Origin of the sequence: Variovorax sp. Root473 (genome assembly GCF_001426505.1) — a bacterium.
In the GTDB taxonomy this organism is placed as follows: domain Bacteria; phylum Pseudomonadota; class Gammaproteobacteria; order Burkholderiales; family Burkholderiaceae_C; genus Variovorax.
In genome coordinates, this window is record NZ_LMEV01000017.1 from 1,567,577 (window position 1) to 1,588,388 (window position 20,812).

Sequence of the window (20,812 nt, forward strand, 5' to 3'; positions counted from 1 at the left end):
TGCGCCGCCGCCTTGGGGCTTCATGCAGTTCCAGAAGAAGGTGTGGTTCCAGATCTGGGCGGCGTTGTTGTAGATGCCGCCGCTGGACTTCTTGACGATCTCCTCGAGCGTCATCGCTTCAAACTCGGTGCCCTTTTGCAGGTTGTTCAGGTTCACCACGTAGGCGTTGTGGTGCTTGCCGTGGTGGTACTCGAGGGTTTCCTGCGAATACTCGGGCGCCAGTGCGTCGATGGCGTACGGCAGGGGTGGGAGCACATGTTCCATGGTTTTTCTCGTGGGTTGGTTGTGGGGAATGAAGGATTCTAGGAACTAATTTTCGGAGACGCGTCGGACGTGTTCCCGTTGTGGTTCCCTCCATGCGTCACGGTCAGGTCGACCTCGCCATCCGCGAGCCGCGCGACGACCGCATCGCCTGCATGAAGCTTTTTCGCACTGATGACCGCGCGGCCGGAGCCATCGGTGAGCCAGGCGTAGCCACGCTGCAGCACCAGCGCCGGATCGAGCAGCCGCAAGCGCAGCGCCACGCGGTCCAGGCGTTCGCGCCGCTGCACCAATGCACGGTCGAATTTCGAAGAGAAGTCGGCCGCGATCGATCGCGGCACCTGCGTCAGGCGCTCCCGTCGAGACAGCACCGCGAAGTGCAGGCGCTGCGCATGGTGGGCGAGGCGAATCTGCTGGCGAGCCACCAGGTTCGACGGCCGGCCAAGACGCCCCGCCGCTTGATCGAGTCGCTGCCCCAGTACGTCCAGGCGTGCGCCGAGCGCGTCGCCCAGCCGTTCGTCGAGCAGGTCGAGCGCGCCGAGCCACAGGTCGCGCGGCGCGCTGACGAGTTCCGCGGCGGCCGTCGGCGTCGGCGCGCGCAGGTCGGCGCAGAAGTCGGCGATGGTGAAATCGGTTTCGTGCCCCACGCCGCTGATCACCGGCACGGGACTCTGCACGATGGTGCGCGCCAGCGTTTCGTCGTTGAAGGCCCAGAGGTCCTCGATCGAGCCACCCCCGCGCACCAGCAGGATCACGTCGACGGCCGGCGCCAGCGCGTAGAGCGACTGCAAGGCGCGCACCAGTTCAGCCGGCGCGTTGGCGCCCTGCACTGCCGCTGGGGCCAGCACCACGGGAATATGGGGCACGCGCCGCCGCAGCGCGGTCACGACGTCGTGCAGTGCCGCGGCGCCCAGCGAGGTGACGACGCCCACGGCACGCGGCATGGACGGCAGCGCGCGCTTGCGTGCCGGATCGAACAGGCCCTCGGCTTCGAGGCGCGCCTTGCGCTGCAGGAACTGCTCGAACAGCGCGCCCTGCCCCGCGCGGCGCAGGCTTTCGGCCACCAACTGGAGGTCGCCGCGCGGCTCGTACACCGCCAGGCGGCCACGCACCTCGACCTGATCACCGTCACGCGGCGTGAAGTCGAGCAGGCCGGCCGCGCGGCGGAACATCGCGCAGCGCAGCTGGCCGGATTCGTCCTTGAGCGAGAAATAGCAGTGACCGCTCGATGCGCGCGAAAACCCCGAGATTTCCCCACGCACCGAAACTGGATTGAAGCGCGCGTCGAGCGCATCGGCCACCGCGCGGCACAACGCGCCCACGGCCCACACACGCGGCCCGAGCGCCGCATTCGGCTCCCTGACGCTCATGGTGCCGCTCCGCCGCCGATTGCCACTCTTCCACAACGGGTGCTGTGTTCCCTGCTTTGAAAGGGCATGCTGGAACAGATGCACGAGTTCTCGTGCAAGCTGTTGATTTCATTAAAAAAAGTGCTGCTCAAAATTCAATCGATCTAGCGAAAAGCCCGTCCCATGCGGGTTCGGAGACATTGCGCCACGGGTTAATCACAAAGTTATCCACAGAATCTGTGCGTCTTTGCCGACATGCAAACAAGCCGCGAGCCGATGGTTGGCTCGGTGGATAATCGCCGCGCATTTGCAGTCTACGGGCCGGAGGATTTTCTTGTTTTCCATCATTGTTGCCGCGGGCTGGCCAATCTGGCCATTGCTCGCCTGTTCGGTCATCGCACTCGCGCTGGTCATTGAACGATTCACCAGCCTGAAGACCACCAAGGTCCTGCCGCCGAAGCTGCTGGACGAGACCATCACCGTGTCACGCGGCGCGGTTCCCGGCCCCGATGTCGTGACCAAACTGGAAAGCAACTCGATGCTCGGCCAGGTGCTGGCCGCCGGCCTGCGCGCGCTGAACGCCAACCCTCGCTGCACCGAAGAAGACCTGCGCGCCGCCATGGAGGCCTCGGGCCGCACCGTGGCGCACAAGCTGGAGCGCTACCTGCCGGCGCTGGCCACCATCGCCTCGGCCGCGCCGCTGCTCGGCCTGCTGGGCACGGTGATCGGCATGATCGAGATCTTCGGCTCGCAGTCGCCTGGCAGCGGTGCCGTCGGCTCGGGCAACCCGGCGCAGCTGGCGCACGGCATCTCGATCGCGCTCTACAACACGGCCTTCGGCCTGATCGTGGCCATTCCGACGCTGATCTTCTGGCGCTACTTCCGCAGCCGCGTCGACGAGTACCTGCTGAACCTCGAACTCTCAGGCGAGCGCTTCGCCCGCCACCTGAACGCCCTGCGCAAATGAGCACGCGGGGCCGCATGCAGTTTCGCCACGGCGCGCGCGACGAACCGGAGATCAACCTGATCCCGTTCATCGACGTGCTGCTGGTCGTGCTGATCTTCCTGATGCTGTCGACCACCTACAGCAAGTTCACCGAGATGCAGCTGCGGCTGCCGACGGCGGACGTCGACGCCCAGCGCGACTACCCGAAAGAGGTGATCGTGGCAGTGTCGGCCGACGGCCGCTACGTGATCAACAAGTCGCCGCTGGCGGACCGCAGCGTCGACACCGTGGCCGCTGCACTCGGCGCCGCCGCCGCCGGTGGCAAGGACAGCGTCGTGATCATCAGCGCCGATGCCGCCAGCCCGCACCAGGCCGTGGTGACGGTGATGGAGGCCGCGCGCCGCGCCGGCCTGATGCAGATCACCTTCGCCGCCCAGTCGACGGCCCAGGGCGGTCACTGAGTGTCGACTGGCGCGCGGCTGCAGGATGCCTGGCTGTGCCGCGGTGCGCTGGCCTGCCTGTTGTGGCCACTGTCGCTGATCTACGGCGCCCTTTTCGCGCTGCGACGCGCCTTCTATCGCTGGGGATGGCAGAAGACCGGACGCGTGCCGGTTCCCGTGATTGTGGTCGGCAATGTGGTCGCGGGCGGGGCCGGCAAGACACCGGTCGTGATGGCGGTCGTGCGCCACCTTCAGGCGCGTGGCCTGCGGGTGGGTGTGGTGTCGCGCGGCTACGGCCGGCGCACTGATGACTGCCGTGAAGTCCAGGCCGACTGCGATCCGCAGGACGTTGGCGACGAGCCCGCGCTGATCCACCATGCGACTGGCGCGCCGGTCTTCGTGGCCCGGCAGCGCATCGAGGCCGCGCGCGCTCTGCTCGAACGGCATCCGGCCACGCAGGTCATCGTCAGCGACGACGGCCTGCAGCATCTGGCGCTGGCGCGCGACATCGAGATCTGCGTGTTCGACGATCGCGGTGTCGGCAACGGCTGGCTGCTGCCCGCCGGCCCCCTGCGCGAACCCTGGCCGCGCCCCTGCGACCTGCTGTTGCACAGCGGCGAACGGCCCGCTTTCACTGGCGGCTACACCGCCATCCGCGAGCTGGCGCCGTACGCCCTCGCGAAGGATGGCCGACGCATCCCGCTCGAGACGCTCGCCGGCCAGCCCGTGATCGCGCTCGCCGCCATCGCGCGGCCGGAGGCCTTCTTCACGATGCTGCGTGCACGCGGCCTGACGCTCGCGGACACCTTCGCACTGCCCGATCACCACGACTTCACCGGCTGGCAACGTCCGGCCGGTCCCGCCCTGCCCCTAATCTGTACGGAAAAAGACGCCGTCAAGCTCTGGCAGCATGCGCCCGACGCGCTCGCCGTGCCGCTGCACTTCGAACCCTCGCCGGCGTTCTTCGCCGCCCTCGACGCAAAGCTATCATCGCTCGATGGATACCAAGCTGCTTGAACTGCTCGTCTGCCCCGTCACCAAGGGCCCGCTGACCTGGAATGCCGAAAAGCAGGAACTCTGCTCGCGCAGCGCGCGCCTTGCCTATCCGGTCCGCGACGGCATCCCGGTGCTGCTAGAAAACGAGGCCCGCACGCTGTCCGACGAAGAGCTGGGCCTGTGAGCTTCACCGTTCTGGTGCCAGCCCGGCTGGCTTCGACGCGACTTCCCAACAAACCGCTGGCCGACATTGCCGGCCTGCCGATGGTCGTGCGCGTGGCGCAACGTGCTCGCCAGTCCGGCGCCCTTCGCGTGGTGGTGGCCGGCGATGACGCTTCCATCATCGACGCCTGCAAGGCGCACGGCATCGAGGCCCTGCTCACCCGACAGGACCACCCCAGCGGCACCGACCGGCTGGCCGAAGCCTGCGAACAGCTCGGTCTCGACGGTGACGCGATCGTCGTCAACGTGCAGGGCGACGAGCCGCTGATCGACCCCGCGCTGATCGACGCCGTCGCCGCCACGCTGGCCGCGCGCCCGCAAGCCGCGATGAGCACCGCCGTCCACGCGATCGACTCGCTGGCCGACTTCATGAATCCGAACGTGGTGAAGGCCGTGCTCGACGCCCAGGGCCATGCGCTGTACTTCAGCCGCGCGCCGATCCCCTGGTGGCGCGACGGCTCGTCGGGTGGTGCGGCGCCGTCGGTGCTGCCCAACTCCGCACCGCTGCGCCACATCGGCATCTACGCCTATCGCGCAGGCTTCGTGCGGCAATTTCCATTGCTGTCACCCGCCCCTGTCGAAGCCACCGAGGCGCTCGAACAGTTGCGCGCGCTGTGGCACGGACACCGCATCGCGGTGCATGTGAGCGATGTGGCACCGGGTCCCGGGATCGACACGCCCGAAGACCTGGCGCGCGTGCGTGCCGTCTTTGCGGCCGGCTCGCCCGCGTGAGCTGCAGGCCGCCCCGAGGGAGACGGCGGCAATTTGTCACGGGGACGCATGCTATCCTCGATGCAATTCCGCCTCGGCGCGCCTGAGGGCGCGCATGGGGCGCGACACAAAATCTAAGAACCTTCCGAGGACACCATGAGACTTATTTTGCTGGGCGCGCCCGGAGCAGGCAAAGGCACGCAAGCGACCTTCATCTGCCAGAAATACGGCATCCCCCAAATCTCTACAGGCGACATGTTGCGCGCCGCCGTCAAGGCAGGCACCCCCCTCGGGTTGCAGGCCAAGACGATCATGGATTCGGGCGCGCTGGTCAGCGACGACCTGATCATCAATCTCGTGAAGGAACGCATCGCGCAGCCCGACTGCAACGGCGGTTTCCTGTTCGACGGCTTCCCGCGCACCATTCCCCAGGCCGACGCCATGAAGGCAGCCGGCGTGAAGCTTGACTACGTGCTCGAGATCGACGTGCCCTTCGGCGACATCATCGAACGCATGAGCGGCCGCCGGTCGCACCCGGCATCGGGCCGCACCTACCACGTCAAGTTCAATCCGCCGAAGGTGGAAGGCAAGGACGACGTGACCGGCGAAGAGCTGATCCAGCGCGAAGACGACAAGGAAGAGACGGTGCGCAAGCGGCTCGACGTCTACAGCCAGCAAACCCGTCCGCTGGTCGACTATTACTCGGCCTGGGCCAAGGCCGATCCGGCCGCCGCGCCGAAGTACCGCGCCATCCAGGGCGTGGGCACGGTCGACGAGATCACGCAACGTGCGCTCGCCGCACTGAACAGCTGATCCGCCAGCGTCTCTCTTAGCCGCCCTCCGACTCCGGCAGGGCGGTCACTCCCAAGAGTTCCAGCACCAGCGCGACCCGCGCCTTCACCGGCGTGAGTGCGCCCGCGTCCCGCAGCGGGTCACCGGGTTTTGGCAGGATGCGTCCGTTCGTGCAACGCGTGGCGCGCAGCACCGCCACGCCGGCGCCTTGCGCCTTGAGCGCTGCGGCTTCTAATGCGTGGTGCACGGTGCCGTTGCCGGTTGCGGCCACGACCAGCCCACGCAAGGGTTCAGCCAATGGAAGCAGCAACGCTTCGACGATCGCGCCGCTCGCGCCCGCGTGGCTCATGACGATCTCGACGCGAGGCCACGGCTTCGACACCGCCTCCAGCCGTGCCGCATCCATCGGCGCTCCCTGCGGCCACGCGCGCACGCGCCGCACCTCACCCTCTTCCACATAGCCGATCGGCCCCGCGTCGCCCGACGCGAAGGCATCGAGGCGATACGTGTGCACCTTCTGCACATCAAGGCCGCCGTGGATCGTGCCCGCGCAGACCACCGACACACCCTGCGCGCCTGGCGTCGAAGCCACTACGAGCGCGTCGCGCACGTTCTGCGGACCATCGGGCGACAGCGCCGTCGCCGGACGCATCGCGCACGTCAGCACCACCGGCTTGGCGGGCGCCAGCACCGCATGCAGGAAGAAGGCCGTTTCCTCCAGCGTGTCGGTGCCGTGCGTGACCACGACGCCCGCGACGTCGGGCTGGGCCAGCCAGTGGGTGCAGCGCGTGGCCAGTTGGTGCCAGGTGTCGGCATCCATGTCCTTGCTGTCGAGCTGCGCGACCTGCTCCGCCACCAGCGTCACGCCGGACGGTGCCTCGATGCCGCCCAGCAGGTCCGCCACGCTCACCTGCCCCGCCGTGTAACCGATGTTGTCGCCGCTGCTGGCGGCCTTGCCGGCAATGGTGCCACCGGTGCCCAGCACCACCACGCGGCGCGTCTGGGACAAAGAGGAATGAGTCATGGCTTGTCAACTTTTGAAAACTGGTTAAAAATACAGGTACTGGATATCTAGCCAGTGCCGCAAGGAAACACTATGCAGTTCGCAGTGAAGCTTACCGCCCGCCAGCAGCAGATCCTGGACCTGATCCAGGCCGCCATCGCACGCACCGGTGCGCCGCCCACGCGCGCCGAAATCGCCAACGAGCTGGGCTTCAAGTCGGCCAATGCCGCCGAAGAGCACCTGCAGGCCCTGGCCCGCAAGGGCGTCATCGAACTCGTCAGCGGCACGTCGCGCGGCATCCGCCTCAAGGGCGATGCGCTGCGTTCGCTCCACGAAACGCGCCATCGCGAAGGCAACCAGTTCTCGCTCTCGCTGCCCGGCATGGCCCAGCTCGCGCTGCCGCTCATCGGCCGTGTGGCGGCGGGTTCGCCCATCCTCGCGCAAGAGCACGTCGACCAGACCTACTACGTCGAGAACACGCTGTTCCAGCGCCAGCCCGACTACCTGCTCAAGGTGCGAGGCATGTCGATGCGCGACGCCGGCATCATGGACGGCGACCTGCTCGCCGTGCAGGCCACCAAGGAAGCGCGCAACGGCCAGATCGTGGTGGCGCGCCTTGGTGAAGAAGTCACCGTGAAGCGCCTGAAGCGCAACAAGCAGGTGATTGAGCTGCACGCCGAGAACCCCGACTATCCGACCATCATCGTCCAGCCCGGCGAGCCCTTCGAAATCGAAGGCCTTGCGGTCGGCCTCATCCGCAACACCATGCTGATGTAAGCCTCAGGCCTGCTGCGTCAGCAGCAAGCACCTCATCCGGCCGCGACAGGTGGCGGGCGTATGGCGCGAAGTTGCCATCACCCTGTTGCGGCCGATTCAAGAAATCCTGCCTGTGTTCAACCTCATACTTTTTTGGAGTTCACATGGGAATCGCCCTCCTCGCCATCGCCGACTTCTGGTCGCCCCTGCAATCGTTGGCCATCCGCTGGATGCCCGTCCGCCGCTCGCCGCGCGGTGACAGCAGCGACGCTGCAGCCGGCCTGCGCTACGTGGCTGTGCGCCCGGCCTGCACGGCGCGCGCCGCAGGAAGCCCCACACCGGCAACGTCGCCATCTGCGGCCGCAACGCCTGCCCGTCCGCTGCGTGTGGTCCGCGTGGTCGACCGGCAAGGCACGCAGCGCGGCTGCGCCAACCGGGTCGTGATCTCCGGCCGCATGGCCGACGTGTGCGCCGAGCTCGACCGGCTCGCCGCGCTGGAAGCCGCTGAAAGCGGGAGCGGCACGCCCCGCCCCAGCCACCTGCACTGAGAAGGTGCGAGCGAGCCTGCCGTGCCTGCGCGCCTCGCAGGCGCACGGTGGATTCACACACAATGGTCTGGAACAGGCCCTCAAAGTGCCATCTGGTGCGGGGTATCCAAACGTTCACACGTGCGACCTGCCAATGCTGCGAGGCACAATGGCATGCCATGAACATTGTGATCCTCGACGATTACCAGGACGCCGTGCGCAAGCTGCAGTGCGCTGCCAAGCTGGACGCGTACGCCGCCAAGGTCTACACCAACACGGTCAAGGGCATCGGTCAACTGTCGGTTCGCCTGAAAGATGCGGACGTCATCGTGCTCATCCGCGAGCGCAGCCAGATCTCCCGCCAACTGATTGAGAAGCTGCCCAAGCTCAAGCTGATTTCCCAAACCGGCCGCGTCGGCGGCCACATCGACGTCGCGGCCTGCACCGAACGCGGTGTGGCGGTGGCCGAAGGCTCGGGCTCCCCGCAAGCGCCCGCCGAACTCACCTGGGCGCTGATCATGGCGGCCATGCGCCGCCTGCCGCAGTACATCAGCAACCTCAAGCACGGGGCCTGGCAGCAGTCGGGCCTCAAGTCGGCATCGATGCCGCCGAATTTCGGCGTGGGTTCGGTGCTCAAAGGCAAGACGCTGTGCATCTGGGGTTACGGGCGCATTGGCCAGTTGGTGGCGCGCTACGGACAGGCCTTCGGCATGCAGGTTGTGATCTGGGGCCGCGAGGCCAGCTGCGCCAAGGCGCGCTCCGACGGCTTCCAGGTGGCGCAGAACCGCCACGAATTCTTTGCTGCGGCTGACGTTCTGTCGGTGCACTTGCGGCTCAACGAGGAAACCCAGGGCCTCGTCAAGCTCGAAGACCTCTCCCGCATGAAGCCAACGGCGCTGTTCGTCAACACCTCGCGCGCCGAGCTGGTGGAGGCCGATGCCCTGCTGGCCGCGCTCAACCGCGGGCGCCCCGGGCTCGCCGCCATCGACGTGTTCGAGAGCGAGCCGCCGCTGCAGGGCCATGCGCTGCTGCGTCTCGAGAACTGCATCTGCACGCCGCACATCGGCTATGTCGAGCAGGAAAGCTACGAGAGCTACTTCGGCCAGGCGTTCGACAACGTCGTGAGCTTCATCAAGGGCAACCCCACGAACATCGTGAACCCCGGCGCGCTGCAGGTCCGGCGGTGAGCGCATGAGCCGGCCCGCGCCGCAGCGAGGCGCGCTCTGGGCGCTGCTGGCCGGCAATTTTGTGATCGGCACGGGCGTGATGGTCGTGCCCGGCACGCTCAATGAGATCAGCGTCTCGCTGGCGATCAAGGTCGCCACGGCGGGCCAGCTGATCACTGCAGCCGCTTTCGTGATGTGCCTGGGCGCCCCGCTGCTGGCCGCCGCGGTCGCAGGCTGGGACCGCCGCAAGCTGCTGGCGCTCACCCTGCTCTGGTACGCGGCGTGGCACGTGGTTGCGGCGCTCATGCCCAGCTTCGGCGCGCTGCTGCCGGTGCGCATGCTCACGGTGATCGCTCCCGCCATCTTCACGCCACAAGCTGCGGCCTGTGCCGGCATGCTGGTGCCGCCCGAGCAGCGCGGGCGCGCCGTGACCTTCGTCTTCCTCGGCTGGTCGGTGGCCTCGGTGCTGGGCCTGCCGATCGGCGCGCTGATCGGCGGCCACCTGGGCTGGCGCATGGCCTTCATGGTCATCGCGGCGCTCAGCGTCGTGAGCGCCGCTTCGGTCTGGCTTACGCTGCCCAACGGCATCCGTCCCGCCGCGCTCACGGCCGCCGCCTGGTCACGCGTGCTGCGCAGCCCGGTGCTGATGGGCATCGTGTCGGTCACGGCACTGCAGGGCGTCGGCCAGTTCGTGCTGTTCAGCTACTTCGGTCCGCTGCTCAAGCAAGGCTTCGGCGCCGACGCCAACACGCTGAGCCTGATGTGGGCACTGTTCGGCGCCTTCGGGCTGCTGGGCAACATGGTCGTGAGCCGCTACATCGACCGCGTCGGTGCCGGACGCATGGTGCTGCTCACGACTGGGCTGATCGCGCTGAGCCTGCTGCTGTGGCCGCTGGCCAGCACGCTGGCGTGGCTCGCGGTGGTGCTCGTGCCCTGGGGCCTGGGCTGCTTTGCCACCAATTCCTCGCAGCAGGCGCGGCTGGTGGGGCTGGCGCCTGCCCTGGCGCCGGGCTCGGTGGCGCTCAACAGCTCGGGCATCTACATCGGCCAGGCCCTGGGCGCGGCGCTCGGCGGCTGGCTGCTGGCGAACGACGCCACCGAGTGGATGAGTCGGGTCGGTTTCGCGCTGATGCTGCTGGCCATGGGCCTGAGCATCGCCATCGACCGCAGCCGCCGCCCGGCCTGATTCCGATGCCCCGCGTAACACCCCGGGGCGCGGGCCTCCCGCGAGATTGCAAAATCGGAGCTTTCGTCCGTGTCGCGCACCCGCGCCGGCACGGCCGCCCGGACACCCACCAACCCATGAGAACCTTGATCCCATGACAGTGAACTACCCCCGAATCGGCGTGATCGGCGCCGGCGCCATGGGGCGCGGCATCGCGCAGATCGCCGCCCAGGCCGGCAGCGAAGTGCTGCTGCTCGACAGCTTTGCGGGCGCCGCCGAACGCGGCCGCGAAGCCCTCGCCGCCCAATGGAACAAGCTGCACGAGAAGGGCAAGATCGACGCCCCCACGCGCGACGCGTATGTCGCCCGTGTGAAGGCGGTCGACGCCATGCAGGCGCTCGCGGGCTGCGACCTCGTGGTCGAGGCCGTGGTCGAGAACCTCGAGGTCAAGCGCACGCTGTTCCGCGAGCTCGAAGACGTGGTCGCGCCCACCGCGACACTGGTCACCAACACCTCGTCGCTGTCGGTGACGGCCATTGCAGCCGGCCTGCAGCATCCCGCGCGCTTTGCGGGCTTTCACTTCTTCAACCCCGTGCCGCTGATGAAGGTGGTCGAGGTGGTAGCCGGTTTCAAGACCTCGCCCGAGGTCTGCCGGCAGCTGGCGGGCTATGCCGCGCAGATGGGCCACAGTGCCGTGCAGGCGCAGGACACGCCCGGCTTCATCGTCAACCACGCGGGCCGCGGCTACGGCACCGAGGCGCTGCGCATCGTGGGCGAAGGCGTGGCCGACTTCGCGACCATCGACCGCATCCTGAAGGACCAGGCCGGCTTTCGCCTCGGCCCGTTCGAGCTGCTGGACCTGACGGCACTCGACGTGTCGCACCCGGTGATGGAGTCGATCTACCACCAGTACTTCGAAGAGCCGCGCTTCCGCCCGAGCGTGATCACCGCGCAGCGCCTGGCCGCCGGCGCGCTGGGCCGCAAGACCGGCGAAGGTTTCTACCGCTACGACAACGGCGTGATGCAGCAGACGCCCGAAACGCCGGCGCCCGTGGTCGAGGGCACGCCCGCGGTCTGGGTGTCGCCGCGCGCTGCGCGCCGGGCTGAGCTGCTGCGCCTGGTGAACACGCTGGGTGCGCAGATCGACAGCGGCAGCGCCCCCGCACCGCAGTCGATCATCCTGGTCGCGCCGCTGGGCTTCGACGTGACGACGGTCGCGGCCGTCGAACGGCTGGACGCCACGCGCACGGTCGGCATCGACATGCTGATCGACGACGCCGCCACCAAGCGCCGTGTGCTGGCCACCAACCCGGCCACGCGCCGCGACGTGCGCGACGCCGCCCACGCCCTCTTCGCTCGCGACGGCAAGGCCGTGAGCGTGATCCGCGACAGCGGCGGCTTCGTCACGCAGCGCGTGGTCGGCGCCATCGTCAACATCGCCGCCGACATGTGCCAGCAGCGCGTGTGCACGCCGGCCGACCTGGAGACCGCGGTGCAGCTGGGCCTGGGCTACCCGCGCGGCCCGCTCGCCATGGGCAACCTCTACGGGCCGACCAACATGCTCGAAGTGCTGTTCAACCTGCAGACCGTGTATGGCGATCCGCGCTATCGCCCGAGCCCGTGGCTGCGCCGCCGCGGTGCACTGGGCCTGAGCCTGCTGCACGAAGAAGAATAAACACACAGACAACCGAACAGGCACACACGCCATGACCGCCGAACTCAAGAGCACCAGCGAAGGCAGCACCATGGTGCTGACCATCGTCAACCCGACCCAGCGCAATGCGCTGGGCCCCGAGATCTACGCCGCCGGCATCGAGGCGCTGAACGGCGCCGAGAGCAGCGACGAGATCCGCAGCGTCGTCATCGTGGGCGAAGGCGCCTGGTTCTGCGCCGGTGGCTCGCTGCAGCGGCTGCAGGCCAACCGGCAGCTCGACCGCTCGGTGCAGGCCGAGAGCATCGAGGGCCTGCACAACTGGATCGACTCGATCCGCACCTTCCCCAAGCCGGTGATTGCAGCCGTCGAGGGCGCGGCGGCCGGCGCCGGCTTCTCGCTCGCGCTGGCCTGCGACTTCGTCGTGGCCGCGCGCGACGCCGTGTTCGCGGCCTCGTACAGCAACGTGGCGCTCTCGCCCGACGGCGGCCTCAGCTGGCACCTCGGGCAGGCGCTGCCGCGCCAGCTGGCAAGCGAATGGCTCATGAACGGAGAGCGCATCGAGGCAGCGCGCCTGCACGCCTTCGGCCTCGTCAACGAACTCACCGACAGCGGTCAGGCGCTGTCCGGCGCGATGGCCCTGGCCACGCGCCTGAATGCGCGCGCGCCCAATTCGCTGGCCAGCATCAAGGAGCTGCTGAGCGACGCGCGCAGCGCCACGCTGGCCTTGCAGCTGTCGCAGGAGCGCGATCATTTCGTGCGCAACCTGCACCACGCGAACGCGGGCATCGGCATTGCCGCGTTCCTCGACAAGACATCGCCACGCTACGAGTGACGCCTGACGGCGTCGCTCCCGAGACACCCCACAGCTTTTCAGTCGCCGAGAGGACAGACCATGGACGACCCCATTCTTACCATCGAAGAACGTGAAGCGATCAACAGTGGTCGCTGGTTTTCTTCCCTATCTCCATCACTACGGCACGACATCCTCCGATGCGCCTTTGTCAAACGCTACAAGGACGGCGACCTGCTCGCTGCGCGCGGCGACCCGCCCGAGCACTGGATCGCCTGTGCCAAGGGGGCGTTGCGCGTGAGCTCGACCGCGGTGTCGGGCAAGCAGGTGACGCTGACCTACGTCGAGCCGGGCATCTGGTTCGGCGACGTGGCGATGTTCGACGGGGAACGCCGCACGCACGACACGTACTCGCACGGCGACACCACCGTGCTGTGCGTGGCGCGGGCCGACTTCCAGAAGATCCTGGCCACGCACGTCGAGCTGTACGAGGCGCTGATGCGGCTGCAGGCGCGCCGCATCCGCACGCTGTTCGGGCTGGTGGAAGACCTCAACACCCTGCCCTTGCGCGCACGCCTGGCCAAGCAGCTCATCCACCTGGTGCGCAGCTACGGCGTGCCCAGCCTGGACGACGGCAGCCAGACGCGCATCGGCCTGCAACTGGCGCAGGAAGAGCTCGCGCAGCTGCTCGGTGCCTCGCGCCAGCGGGTCAACCAGGAACTCAAGACGATGGAGCGCGAAGGCACCATCCGGATCGAGCCGGCCGGACTGGTCGTGCTGGACCGCTCGGCGCTGATGCAAATCTCCGTAGCAGACAACTAAAAGAATCGACATGAGCCAGGACTTCTCCAGTTTCATTGGCACCCGCGCGGTGTCCCAACAGCACACCTTCGACGCGGACGCACTCGCGGCCTGGCTCGAAAAGAACCTCGAGGGCTTCCAGGGTCCGTTGACGGTCGAGATGTTCAAGGGCGGCCAGTCCAACCCGACCTACAAGCTCGTCACGCCCACGCAGAGCTACGTGATGCGCGCCAAGCCCGGCCCGGTCGCCAAGCTGCTGCCCTCGGCCCATGCGGTCGAGCGCGAATACAAGGTGATGCGCGGCCTGCAGGGCACCGACGTGCCCGTGCCGCGCATGTACTGCCTGTGCGAAGACGAAGCCATCATCGGTCGCGCCTTCTACATCATGGAGTTCATGCAGGGCCGCGTGCTGTGGGACCAGTCGCTGCCCGGCTTCAGCAACGCCGAACGCGCCGCCTACTACGACGAAATGAACCGCGTCATTGCGGCGCTGCACACAGTCGACTTCGCCGCGCGCGGCCTGGGCGACTACGGCAAGCCCGGCAACTACTTCGAGCGCCAGATCGGCCGCTGGAGCAAGCAGTACAAAGCCTCGGCCGATGGCGCCGGCGAACTGTCGCAGCCCATCGAGGCCATGGAGCGCCTCATCGACTGGCTCCCCGCCCACATGCCGGCGAGCGCACGCGACGAAACCAAGGTCTCGATCGTGCATGGCGACTACCGCCTGGACAACGTGATGTTCCATGCCACCGAGCCGCGGATCATCGCGGTGCTCGACTGGGAGCTCTCCACGCTGGGCCATCCGCTGGCCGACTTCAGCTACCACTGCATGTCGTGGCACATGCCTCCCACCACCGGCCGCGGCATCGGCGGCGTGGACGTGGCGGCACTGGGCATTCCCACCGAGAGCGAATACATCCGCCGCTACTGCGAGCGCACGCGCATCAGCACGCCCGAGGCGCTGGCGCCCGACTGGAACTTCTATCAGGCCTACAACCTGTTCCGCATGGCTGCCATCCTGCAGGGCATTGCGAAACGGGTCGAAGCCGGTACCGCATCGAGCGAGCAAGCCGTGGCGTCCGCACGCGGCGCGCGGCCGATGGCCGAGATGGCCTGGCAATTTGCCCAAAAGGCATAGCCAGCCCTCCCCCCTTAACCCCACCAGGAGACAGCATGGATTTCGAATATTCGGCCAAAACCAAGGAGCTTCAGAAGCGCGTTCTCGCCTTCATGGAAGACCACATCTACCCGGCCGAAGCCGAGTACACCGCCGAACTGGCCGCCAACACGGTCGCCGGCAAGCGCTGGAGCGCCCTGCAGACCGTCGAGAAGCTCAAGGCCAAGGCCAAGGCCCAGGGCCTGTGGAACCTGTTCCTGCCGGTCGACAGCGCCTCGGCCTCGGGCTATGAGGGTGCGGGCCTTACCAACCAGGAATACGCCCCGCTGGCCGAGATCATGGGCCGGGTGCCATGGGCATCGGAAGCCTTCAACTGCTCCGCGCCGGACACGGGCAACATGGAAACCATCGCCCGCTACGGCTCGGAAGAAATCAAGGCGCGCTGGCTCAAGCCGCTGCTCGAAGGCCAGATCCGCTCGGCCTTCGCCATGACCGAACCCGACGTTGCCTCCAGCGATGCCACCAACATCGCCACGCGCATCGAGCGCCAGGGCGACGAGTACGTCATCAACGGCCACAAGTGGTGGATCTCCGGTGCCGCCGACCCGCGCTGCGCCGTGTTCGTCACCATGGGCAAGACCGACCCCGAGGCGCCCAGGCACTCGCAGCAGAGCATGGTCATCGTGCCGGCCGACACGAAGGGCATCCGCATCGTGCGTCCGCTCAATGTCATGGGCTACGACGATGCGCCGCACGGCCACGTCGAGATGTACTTCGAAAACGTGCGCGTGCCCGTCGGCAACATCCTGCTGGGCGAAGGCCGTGGCTTCGAGATCGCCCAGGGCCGCCTGGGTCCCGGACGCATCCACCACTGCATGCGCCTGATCGGCCTGGCCGAGCGCGCGCTCGAGCTGATGTGCAAGCGTGCCTCGTCGCGCGTGGCCTTCGGCAAGACCGTCGCCTCGCAGACCGTCACCCAGGAACGCATCGCCGAAGCGCGCTGCAAGATCGACATGGCCCGCCTGCTCACACTGAAGGCCGCCTGGCTGATGGACGTGGCCGGCAACAAGGTCGCGCGCACCGAGATCGCCATGATCAAGGTCGTGGCGCCCACCATGGCCTGCCAGGTCATCGACTGGGCCATGCAGGTCCACGGCGGCGGCGGCATGTGCGACGACTTCCCGCTGGCCTCGGCCTATGCGCAGGCGCGCACGCTGCGCTTTGCCGACGGTCCGGACGAAGTGCACCGCAACGCGATCGCCAAGTGGGAGCTGGGCAAGTACGCCGCCGACAAGTCGGGCGTCACCGCCGACGCGCCTGTCACGCGCTTCTGATCCGGAAAAAAGTAAGGGCGCGATCGCCGCACCCTTTCTTTCTGTTCCAGCCATGCCGCCCACGCCTTGCGCGTCGGCGGCATTTTGTTTGGTCTTAGAGCGGCCTCTGCAGGAAGACGGCGTGGCCGAATTCCGGGTCGAGCTGGTAGTTGACGAAGCCCTCGCGCTCGTAGCTGCGCAGCGCGGACGCATTGCCCGACAGCACCTCGAGGGTGAGCTTGCAGGCGCCGCGTCGGCGGGCTTCCTGCGCCACCAGTGCGAACATCTGCTGCGCCACGCGCTGGCCGCGGTGGCTGGCGCGCACGACCACGTCGTGCACGTTGACCAGGGGCTGGCAAGCGAAGGTCGAAAAACCCTCGATGCAATTGATGAGGCCCACGGGCGTGTCACCGTCGAAGGCCAGCACGCTGAACGCCTGCGGACGCGCCGCGAGCGCAGCAGGCAGACCTTCGCGCACCGACGCCGCCAGCGGCGTGCCACCACCAGCAGGATCGCGTGCGTAGCTGTCGAGCAGCTCAACCACGGCCGCGGCCTGCAGCGGATCGCGGTAATCGGCCAGGCGCGTTTCGATGCGGCCCGCCGTCGTCATGCGGCAGTCTTGAGTGTGGCCGCGAGGCGCTCGGCGCAGGACCGCGACTGCTTCGGATCGCGCGCCTCGACCATCACGCGCACCAGCGGCTCGGTGCCACTCGCGCGGATGAGCACGCGGCCTGCATCGCCCAGTTCGGCTTCGATGCGCTTCGTTTCGCTGGCGAGCGCTGTGTTGCTCTTCCAGTCCTGCTCGGGTGCAAGGCGCACGTTGATCAGCGTCTGCGGGAACAGCGTGACGCCTTCGAGCAGCTGTGCCACCGTCTTGCCGCTGCGCACGCAGGCCTGCAGCACCTGCAGCGCACTCACGATGCCGTCGCCGGTGGTGTGGCAGTCGAGCGCCAGCAGGTGGCCCGAACCTTCGCCGCCGAGCAGCCAGCCGCGCTTGTCGAGTTCTTCGAGCACGTAGCGGTCGCCGACCTTGGCACGCACGAACTCGATGTCCTGCGCGCGCAGGGCCATCTCGACGGCCTTGTTGGTCATCAGCGTACCGACCACGCCCGCCGGCTTCTCACCGCGCGCGATGCGCTCGGCCACCATCAGGTACAACAGCTCGTCGCCGTTGAACAGGCGGCCGCTGGCATCGACCAGCTGCAGCCGGTCGGCGTCGCCATCGAGGGCGATGCCGTAGTCGGCCTTCTGCGCCGTCACGGTGGCGACCAGCGCCTCGGGATGCGTGGCACCGAAGCCTTCGTTGATGTTGAGCCCGTCGGGCGCGCAGCCGATGCTCGTGACGTCCGCCCCCAGTTCGTGGAACACGTTGGGCGCCACCTGGTAGGCCGCGCCGTGCGCCGCATCGACCACCAGCTTCATGCCGCGCAGCGACAGGTCGTTGGCGAAGGTACTCTTGCAGAACTCGATGTATCGGCCGTCCGCATCATTGAGGCGGCGGGCCTTGCCGAGGTCGGCGGAGGCCGCCCACACCGGCGCTTCCTCGAGCGCAGCCTCGACGGCCAGCTCCCAGGCGTCGTCGAGCTTGGTGCCCTGGGCGCTGAAGAACTTGATGCCGTTGTCGGGAAAGGCGTTGTGGCTGGCGCTGATCACTACGCCCAGGCTGGCGCGCTGGGCGCGCGTGAGGTACGCCACGCCCGGCGTGGGCAGCGGACCGAGCAGCACCACGTCGACGCCGGCCGAGTTGAAGCCGGACTCGAGCGCCGATTCGAGCATGTAGCCCGAGATGCGGGTGTCCTTGCCGATGAGCACCGTGGGACGGGCCTGGGTTTTCTTGAGCACGCGGCCGACCGCGTGTGCGAGGCGCAGCACGAAGTCGGGGGTGATGGGCGATTGGCCGACCGTGCCACGGATGCCGTCGGTGCCGAAGTATTTACGGGTCATTTGCTGTTATTGCTCTTGTGAAGTTCGTTGGTCCTGCGGTGCTTCCGCGCGCATGGCACGCCATACGGCGAGGGCGGCGACGGTGTCGCGCACGTCGTGCACCCGCACGACCGCTGCGCCCCGGTCCACGGCCAGCACGGCGGCTGCCACGCTGGGCACGGAACGCCCGGATGCATTGTCGATGCCCGTGACCGCCCCGATCGAGGACTTGCGGGACCAACCTAGCAACAAGGGGTAACCAGTTGCCAACAATGCCCTCTGCCGCCCGAGGAGCGCGAAGTTCTGCGCCACGCTCTTGCCAAAGCCGACGCCCGGGTCGAGTGTGATGCGCGCGGGATCGATGCCCAGTGCCTTCAAAGGCGCCAGTTGCGTGTCCCAGAAAGCCAGGACCTCGGGGATCACGTCGCCCTGCATCGGCAACGTCTGCATGGTCTGAGGGTCGCGGTGCATGTGCATCAGGCAGATGCCGCAGGTCGGGTGCGCCGCCACTGCCTCGCGCGCGCCGGGCTGGCGCAGTGCCCAGATGTCGTTGACGATGTCCGCCCCCAGATCGAGCACCGCCCGCATCACCTCGGGCTTGTAGGTGTCGATGGACAGCGGCACGTTCAGCTTCACCGCCTCGCGCACCACGGGCAGCACGCGTGCCAGCTCGGCGTCCAGCGGCACGGCGGGGCTGCCGGGGCGGGTCGATTCGCCGCCGATGTCGAGGATGTCGGCACCCTCCTCCAGGAGCTGCTCGCAGTGCCGAAGCGCAGCTTCGGTGGACGCGTGCGCGCCGCCATCGGAAAAGGAATCGGGCGTGACGTTGACGATGCCCATCACGCGCGGCTGCGCGAGGTCGATGCGAAAACGCGAGGTCTGCCAGACCGCCGCACCATGAAAAACGGGGCCAGAGGCCCCGTTGCTGTTTGCCGTGGTACCCACTCAGGCCGCCGTGGGCGCCGGGTCGGTTGCGACGGCCGGCGTGCCACCGCTGCCGCCGCTGCCCGAAGGCGGGATGCGCGGTGTCCAGTCCTTCGGCGGACGCGGTGCACGGCCGGCCATGATGTCGTCAAGTTGTTCGCTGTCGATGGTTTCCCATTCAAGCAGCGCCTTGGCCATGGCGTGCATCTTGTCGCTGTTCTCTTCGATCAGGCTGCGCGCCAGGGCGTACTGCTCGTCGATGATGCGCCGCACTTCGGCATCGACCTTTTCCATGGTCTGCTCGCTCATGTTCGTGGTCTTGGTGACCGAACGGCCCAGGAACACTTCGCCTTCGTTCTCGGCGTAGACCATCGGGCCCAGCGCGTCGGTCATGCCGTAGCGCGTGACCATGTCTCGGGCGATGGAGGTCGCGCGTTCGAAGTCGTTGCTGGCGCCGGTGGTCATCTGGTGCATGAACACTTCTTCGGCGATGCGGCCACCGAACAGCATGCTGATCTGGTTCAGCATGTACTCGCGGTCGTAGCTGTAGCGGTCCTGCGAAGGCAGGCTCATGGTCACCCCGAGGGCACGGCCCCGCGGAATGATCGTGACCTTGTGGACCGGGTCGCACTTGGGCAGCAGCTTGCCGATGAGCGCGTGGCCGGACTCGTGGTAGGCCGTGTTGCGGCGCTCTTCCTCGGGCATGACCATGCTCTTGCGCTCAGGGCCCATGAAGATCTTGTCCTTGGCCTTCTCGAAGTCCTGCATCTCGACCACGCGCGCATTGCGGCGTGCGGCCATCAGCGCGGCTTCGTTGCACAGGTTGGCCAGGTCGGCGCCCGACATGCCGGGCGTGCCGCGGGCGATGACGCTCGGGTTCACGTCCTGGCCCAGCGGGACCTTGCGCATGTGCACGCCGAGGATCTGTTCGCGACCGCGGATGTCGGGCAGCGTGACGTACACCTGACGGTCGAAACGGCCCGGGCGCAGCAGTGCGGCGTCCAGGATGTCGGGACGATTCGTGGCAGCCACGACGATCACGCCAAGGTTGGTTTCGAAGCCGTCCATCTCGACCAGCATCTGGTTGAGGGTTTGCTCGCGCTCGTCGTTGCCGCCGCCGAGGCCTGCGCCACGCTGGCGACCCACCGCATCGATTTCGTCGATGAAGATGATGCAGGGGGCATTCTTCTTGGCGTTCTCGAACATGTCGCGCACGCGGGCCGCGCCCACGCCGACGAACATTTCAACGAAGTCGGAGCCCGAGATCGAGAAGAACGGCACCTTGGCTTCGCCGGCGATCGACTTGGCCAAGAGGGTCTTGCCGGTGCCGGGAGGGCCGACCAGCAGCAGGCCGCGCGGAATGCGACCGCCGAGCTTCTGGAAACGCTGCGGGTCTTTGAGGAAATCGACCACTTCACGGACTTCTTCCTTGGCCTCGTCGCAGCCTGCGACGTCGGCGAAGGTGACCGTGTTGTTGTTCTCGTCCATCATGCGGGCCTTGCTCTTGCCGAAGCTGAACGCCCCGCCCTTGCCGCCGCCCTGCATCTGTCGCATGAAGTAGATCCAGACGCCGATCAGCAGGAGCATCGGGCCCCAGCTCACCAGGAGCGTCATGAGGAGCGAGCCCTCTTCGCGCGGCTTGACGTCGAACTTGACGTTGTGGTCGATCAGGTCGCCCACGAGGCCGCGGTCCAGGACCGTGGCGGTCGTGCGGATCTTGCGATCGTCGTTGGTGACAGCGACGATCTCGCCGCCACCGGCGCCTTCAGGGATGACGGCGCTCTTGATCTGGTTGTTGCGGACCTGGTCCAGGAACTCGGAATAGCTCACCGTTCCCGAGCCGACGCCGCCGCGGGTGTCGAACTGCTTGAACACAGTGAACAACACCATGGCAATGACGAGCCATACGGCAACTTTGGAAAACCACTGATTGTTCAAACGAAGCTCCAGTCGAAA

21 protein-coding genes and 1 pseudogene are annotated in these 20,812 nt (G+C 67.4%); 15 read left to right on the plus strand and 7 right to left on the minus strand.

Annotated features, from left to right (window positions below; all coding sequences use genetic code 11):
* Positions 1–264 (minus strand): annotated as a pseudogene (locus tag ASD34_RS28350) (superoxide dismutase [Fe]); the annotation flags it as partial.
* 38 nt (positions 265–302) lie between these two features.
* Positions 303–1,631, minus strand: a complete 1,329-nt coding sequence (gene xseA, locus ASD34_RS20715; protein ID WP_056581212.1) for an exodeoxyribonuclease VII large subunit — start codon at positions 1,629–1,631, stop codon at positions 303–305.
* A gap of 313 nt (positions 1,632–1,944) precedes the next feature.
* Between xseA and ASD34_RS20720 the strand changes: the two genes are divergently transcribed.
* The 6 genes from ASD34_RS20720 (at position 1,945) to adk (ending at position 5,738) form a co-directional block, all read left to right on the plus strand.
* Positions 1,945–2,577, plus strand: a complete 633-nt coding sequence (locus ASD34_RS20720) for a MotA/TolQ/ExbB proton channel family protein (protein ID WP_056581215.1) — start codon at positions 1,945–1,947, stop codon at positions 2,575–2,577.
* Between the two features lie 14 nt (positions 2,578–2,591).
* A complete protein-coding gene (locus ASD34_RS20725; RefSeq protein ID WP_056581218.1) occupies positions 2,592–3,017 on the plus strand; it encodes an ExbD/TolR family protein in 426 nt (141 codons plus the stop codon).
* Entirely contained in the window at positions 3,018–4,013 is a 996-nt protein-coding gene (gene lpxK, locus ASD34_RS20730; protein ID WP_056581222.1) for a tetraacyldisaccharide 4'-kinase, read from the plus strand.
* Positions 3,994–4,176 (plus strand): Trm112 family protein, encoded by a 183-nt coding sequence (locus tag ASD34_RS20735; RefSeq protein ID WP_013541700.1) that lies wholly within the window; start codon positions 3,994–3,996, stop codon positions 4,174–4,176. Before lpxK ends, ASD34_RS20735 begins: the two co-directional genes overlap by 20 nt.
* Positions 4,173–4,946, plus strand: a complete 774-nt coding sequence (kdsB, locus tag ASD34_RS20740) for a 3-deoxy-manno-octulosonate cytidylyltransferase (protein ID WP_056581224.1) — start codon at positions 4,173–4,175, stop codon at positions 4,944–4,946. Before ASD34_RS20735 ends, kdsB begins: the two co-directional genes overlap by 4 nt.
* Positions 4,947–5,081: 135 nt before the next feature.
* Positions 5,082–5,738, plus strand: a complete 657-nt coding sequence (adk, locus tag ASD34_RS20745) for an adenylate kinase (RefSeq protein WP_056581227.1) — start codon at positions 5,082–5,084, stop codon at positions 5,736–5,738.
* 16 nt (positions 5,739–5,754) lie between these two features.
* Here adk and ASD34_RS20750 read toward each other — a convergent pair whose 3' ends face one another.
* Complete coding sequence (locus ASD34_RS20750; protein ID WP_056581229.1) at positions 5,755–6,741, minus strand: asparaginase; 987 nt, start codon at positions 6,739–6,741, stop codon at positions 5,755–5,757.
* Between the two features lie 72 nt (positions 6,742–6,813).
* Here ASD34_RS20750 and lexA point away from each other — a divergent pair, with 72 nt between their 5' ends.
* The 9 genes from lexA to ASD34_RS20795 all read left to right on the plus strand — a co-directional run bounded on the left by lexA (position 6,814) and on the right by ASD34_RS20795 (position 16,030).
* The gene (gene lexA / locus ASD34_RS20755; RefSeq protein ID WP_056581233.1) at positions 6,814–7,497 is read left to right on the plus strand and encodes a transcriptional repressor LexA; all 684 of its coding nucleotides are present in this window, start codon (positions 6,814–6,816) and stop codon (positions 7,495–7,497) included.
* A 143-nt stretch (positions 7,498–7,640) separates the two neighbouring features.
* Positions 7,641–8,024: a hypothetical protein gene (locus ASD34_RS20760; RefSeq protein ID WP_056581236.1), complete on the plus strand. Its 384-nt coding sequence runs from the start codon at positions 7,641–7,643 to the stop codon at positions 8,022–8,024.
* A 158-nt stretch (positions 8,025–8,182) separates the two neighbouring features.
* Positions 8,183–9,190: a D-2-hydroxyacid dehydrogenase family protein gene (locus ASD34_RS20765; protein WP_056581239.1), complete on the plus strand. Its 1,008-nt coding sequence runs from the start codon at positions 8,183–8,185 to the stop codon at positions 9,188–9,190.
* Between the two features lie 4 nt (positions 9,191–9,194).
* On the plus strand, positions 9,195–10,355 hold the full coding sequence (locus ASD34_RS20770; protein WP_056581242.1) for an MFS transporter: 1,161 nt from the start codon (positions 9,195–9,197) through the stop codon (positions 10,353–10,355).
* Positions 10,356–10,488: 133 nt separating this feature from the next.
* Positions 10,489–12,009: a 3-hydroxyacyl-CoA dehydrogenase gene (locus tag ASD34_RS20775; RefSeq protein WP_056581244.1), complete on the plus strand. Its 1,521-nt coding sequence runs from the start codon at positions 10,489–10,491 to the stop codon at positions 12,007–12,009.
* Between the two features lie 31 nt (positions 12,010–12,040).
* On the plus strand, positions 12,041–12,820 hold the full coding sequence (locus ASD34_RS20780; RefSeq protein WP_056581247.1) for an oxepin-CoA hydrolase, alternative type: 780 nt from the start codon (positions 12,041–12,043) through the stop codon (positions 12,818–12,820).
* A gap of 60 nt (positions 12,821–12,880) precedes the next feature.
* Complete coding sequence (locus tag ASD34_RS20785) at positions 12,881–13,600, plus strand: Crp/Fnr family transcriptional regulator (RefSeq protein ID WP_056581250.1); 720 nt, start codon at positions 12,881–12,883, stop codon at positions 13,598–13,600.
* A 10-nt stretch (positions 13,601–13,610) separates the two neighbouring features.
* Complete coding sequence (locus ASD34_RS20790) at positions 13,611–14,717, plus strand: phosphotransferase (RefSeq protein WP_056581253.1); 1,107 nt, start codon at positions 13,611–13,613, stop codon at positions 14,715–14,717.
* Positions 14,718–14,752: 35 nt separating this feature from the next.
* Positions 14,753–16,030 (plus strand): acyl-CoA dehydrogenase family protein, encoded by a 1,278-nt coding sequence (locus tag ASD34_RS20795; protein ID WP_056581256.1) that lies wholly within the window; start codon positions 14,753–14,755, stop codon positions 16,028–16,030.
* 94 nt (positions 16,031–16,124) lie between these two features.
* Here the strand turns inward: ASD34_RS20795 and ASD34_RS20800 are convergent, their stop codons facing one another.
* The 4 genes from ASD34_RS20800 to ftsH all read right to left on the minus strand — a co-directional run bounded on the left by ASD34_RS20800 (position 16,125) and on the right by ftsH (position 20,794).
* Complete coding sequence (locus ASD34_RS20800) at positions 16,125–16,619, minus strand: GNAT family N-acetyltransferase (RefSeq protein ID WP_056581259.1); 495 nt, start codon at positions 16,617–16,619, stop codon at positions 16,125–16,127.
* Complete coding sequence (gene glmM, locus ASD34_RS20805; protein ID WP_056581262.1) at positions 16,616–17,953, minus strand: phosphoglucosamine mutase; 1,338 nt, start codon at positions 17,951–17,953, stop codon at positions 16,616–16,618. The genes ASD34_RS20800 and glmM overlap by 4 nt, the downstream gene beginning before the upstream one ends.
* A gap of 6 nt (positions 17,954–17,959) precedes the next feature.
* Positions 17,960–18,772: a dihydropteroate synthase gene (gene folP, locus ASD34_RS20810; protein WP_056582585.1), complete on the minus strand. Its 813-nt coding sequence runs from the start codon at positions 18,770–18,772 to the stop codon at positions 17,960–17,962.
* Between the two features lie 105 nt (positions 18,773–18,877).
* Complete coding sequence (gene ftsH, locus ASD34_RS20815) at positions 18,878–20,794, minus strand: ATP-dependent zinc metalloprotease FtsH (RefSeq protein ID WP_056581264.1); 1,917 nt, start codon at positions 20,792–20,794, stop codon at positions 18,878–18,880.
* Positions 20,795–20,812 lie beyond the last annotated feature (18 nt).

Bases quoted from the DNA above. Each gene is read 5' to 3' on its own strand.
- ASD34_RS20775 (WP_056581244.1), top strand. From the start codon at position 10,489: ATGACAGTGAACTACCCCCGAATCGGCGTGATCGGCGCCGGCGCCATG.
- ASD34_RS20725 (WP_056581218.1), top strand. From the start codon at position 2,592: ATGCAGTTTCGCCACGGCGCGCGCGACGAACCGGAGATCAACCTGATC.
- lexA (WP_056581233.1), top strand. From the start codon at position 6,814: ATGCAGTTCGCAGTGAAGCTTACCGCCCGCCAGCAGCAGATCCTGGAC.
- ASD34_RS20790 (WP_056581253.1), top strand. From the start codon at position 13,611: ATGAGCCAGGACTTCTCCAGTTTCATTGGCACCCGCGCGGTGTCCCAA.
- ASD34_RS20785 (WP_056581250.1), top strand. From the start codon at position 12,881: ATGGACGACCCCATTCTTACCATCGAAGAACGTGAAGCGATCAACAGT.
- xseA (WP_056581212.1), bottom strand. From the start codon at position 1,631: ATGAGCGTCAGGGAGCCGAATGCGGCGCTCGGGCCGCGTGTGTGGGCC.
- ASD34_RS20770 (WP_056581242.1), top strand. From the start codon at position 9,195: ATGAGCCGGCCCGCGCCGCAGCGAGGCGCGCTCTGGGCGCTGCTGGCC.
- ASD34_RS20760 (WP_056581236.1), top strand. From the start codon at position 7,641: ATGGGAATCGCCCTCCTCGCCATCGCCGACTTCTGGTCGCCCCTGCAA.
- ASD34_RS20800 (WP_056581259.1), bottom strand. From the start codon at position 16,619: ATGACGACGGCGGGCCGCATCGAAACGCGCCTGGCCGATTACCGCGAT.
- glmM (WP_056581262.1), bottom strand. From the start codon at position 17,953: ATGACCCGTAAATACTTCGGCACCGACGGCATCCGTGGCACGGTCGGC.
- folP (WP_056582585.1), bottom strand. From the start codon at position 18,772: ATGGGCATCGTCAACGTCACGCCCGATTCCTTTTCCGATGGCGGCGCG.
- ASD34_RS20765 (WP_056581239.1), top strand. From the start codon at position 8,183: ATGAACATTGTGATCCTCGACGATTACCAGGACGCCGTGCGCAAGCTG.
- ASD34_RS20780 (WP_056581247.1), top strand. From the start codon at position 12,041: ATGACCGCCGAACTCAAGAGCACCAGCGAAGGCAGCACCATGGTGCTG.
- ASD34_RS20750 (WP_056581229.1), bottom strand. From the start codon at position 6,741: ATGACTCATTCCTCTTTGTCCCAGACGCGCCGCGTGGTGGTGCTGGGC.
- adk (WP_056581227.1), top strand. From the start codon at position 5,082: ATGAGACTTATTTTGCTGGGCGCGCCCGGAGCAGGCAAAGGCACGCAA.
- ASD34_RS20795 (WP_056581256.1), top strand. From the start codon at position 14,753: ATGGATTTCGAATATTCGGCCAAAACCAAGGAGCTTCAGAAGCGCGTT.
- ASD34_RS20735 (WP_013541700.1), top strand. From the start codon at position 3,994: ATGGATACCAAGCTGCTTGAACTGCTCGTCTGCCCCGTCACCAAGGGC.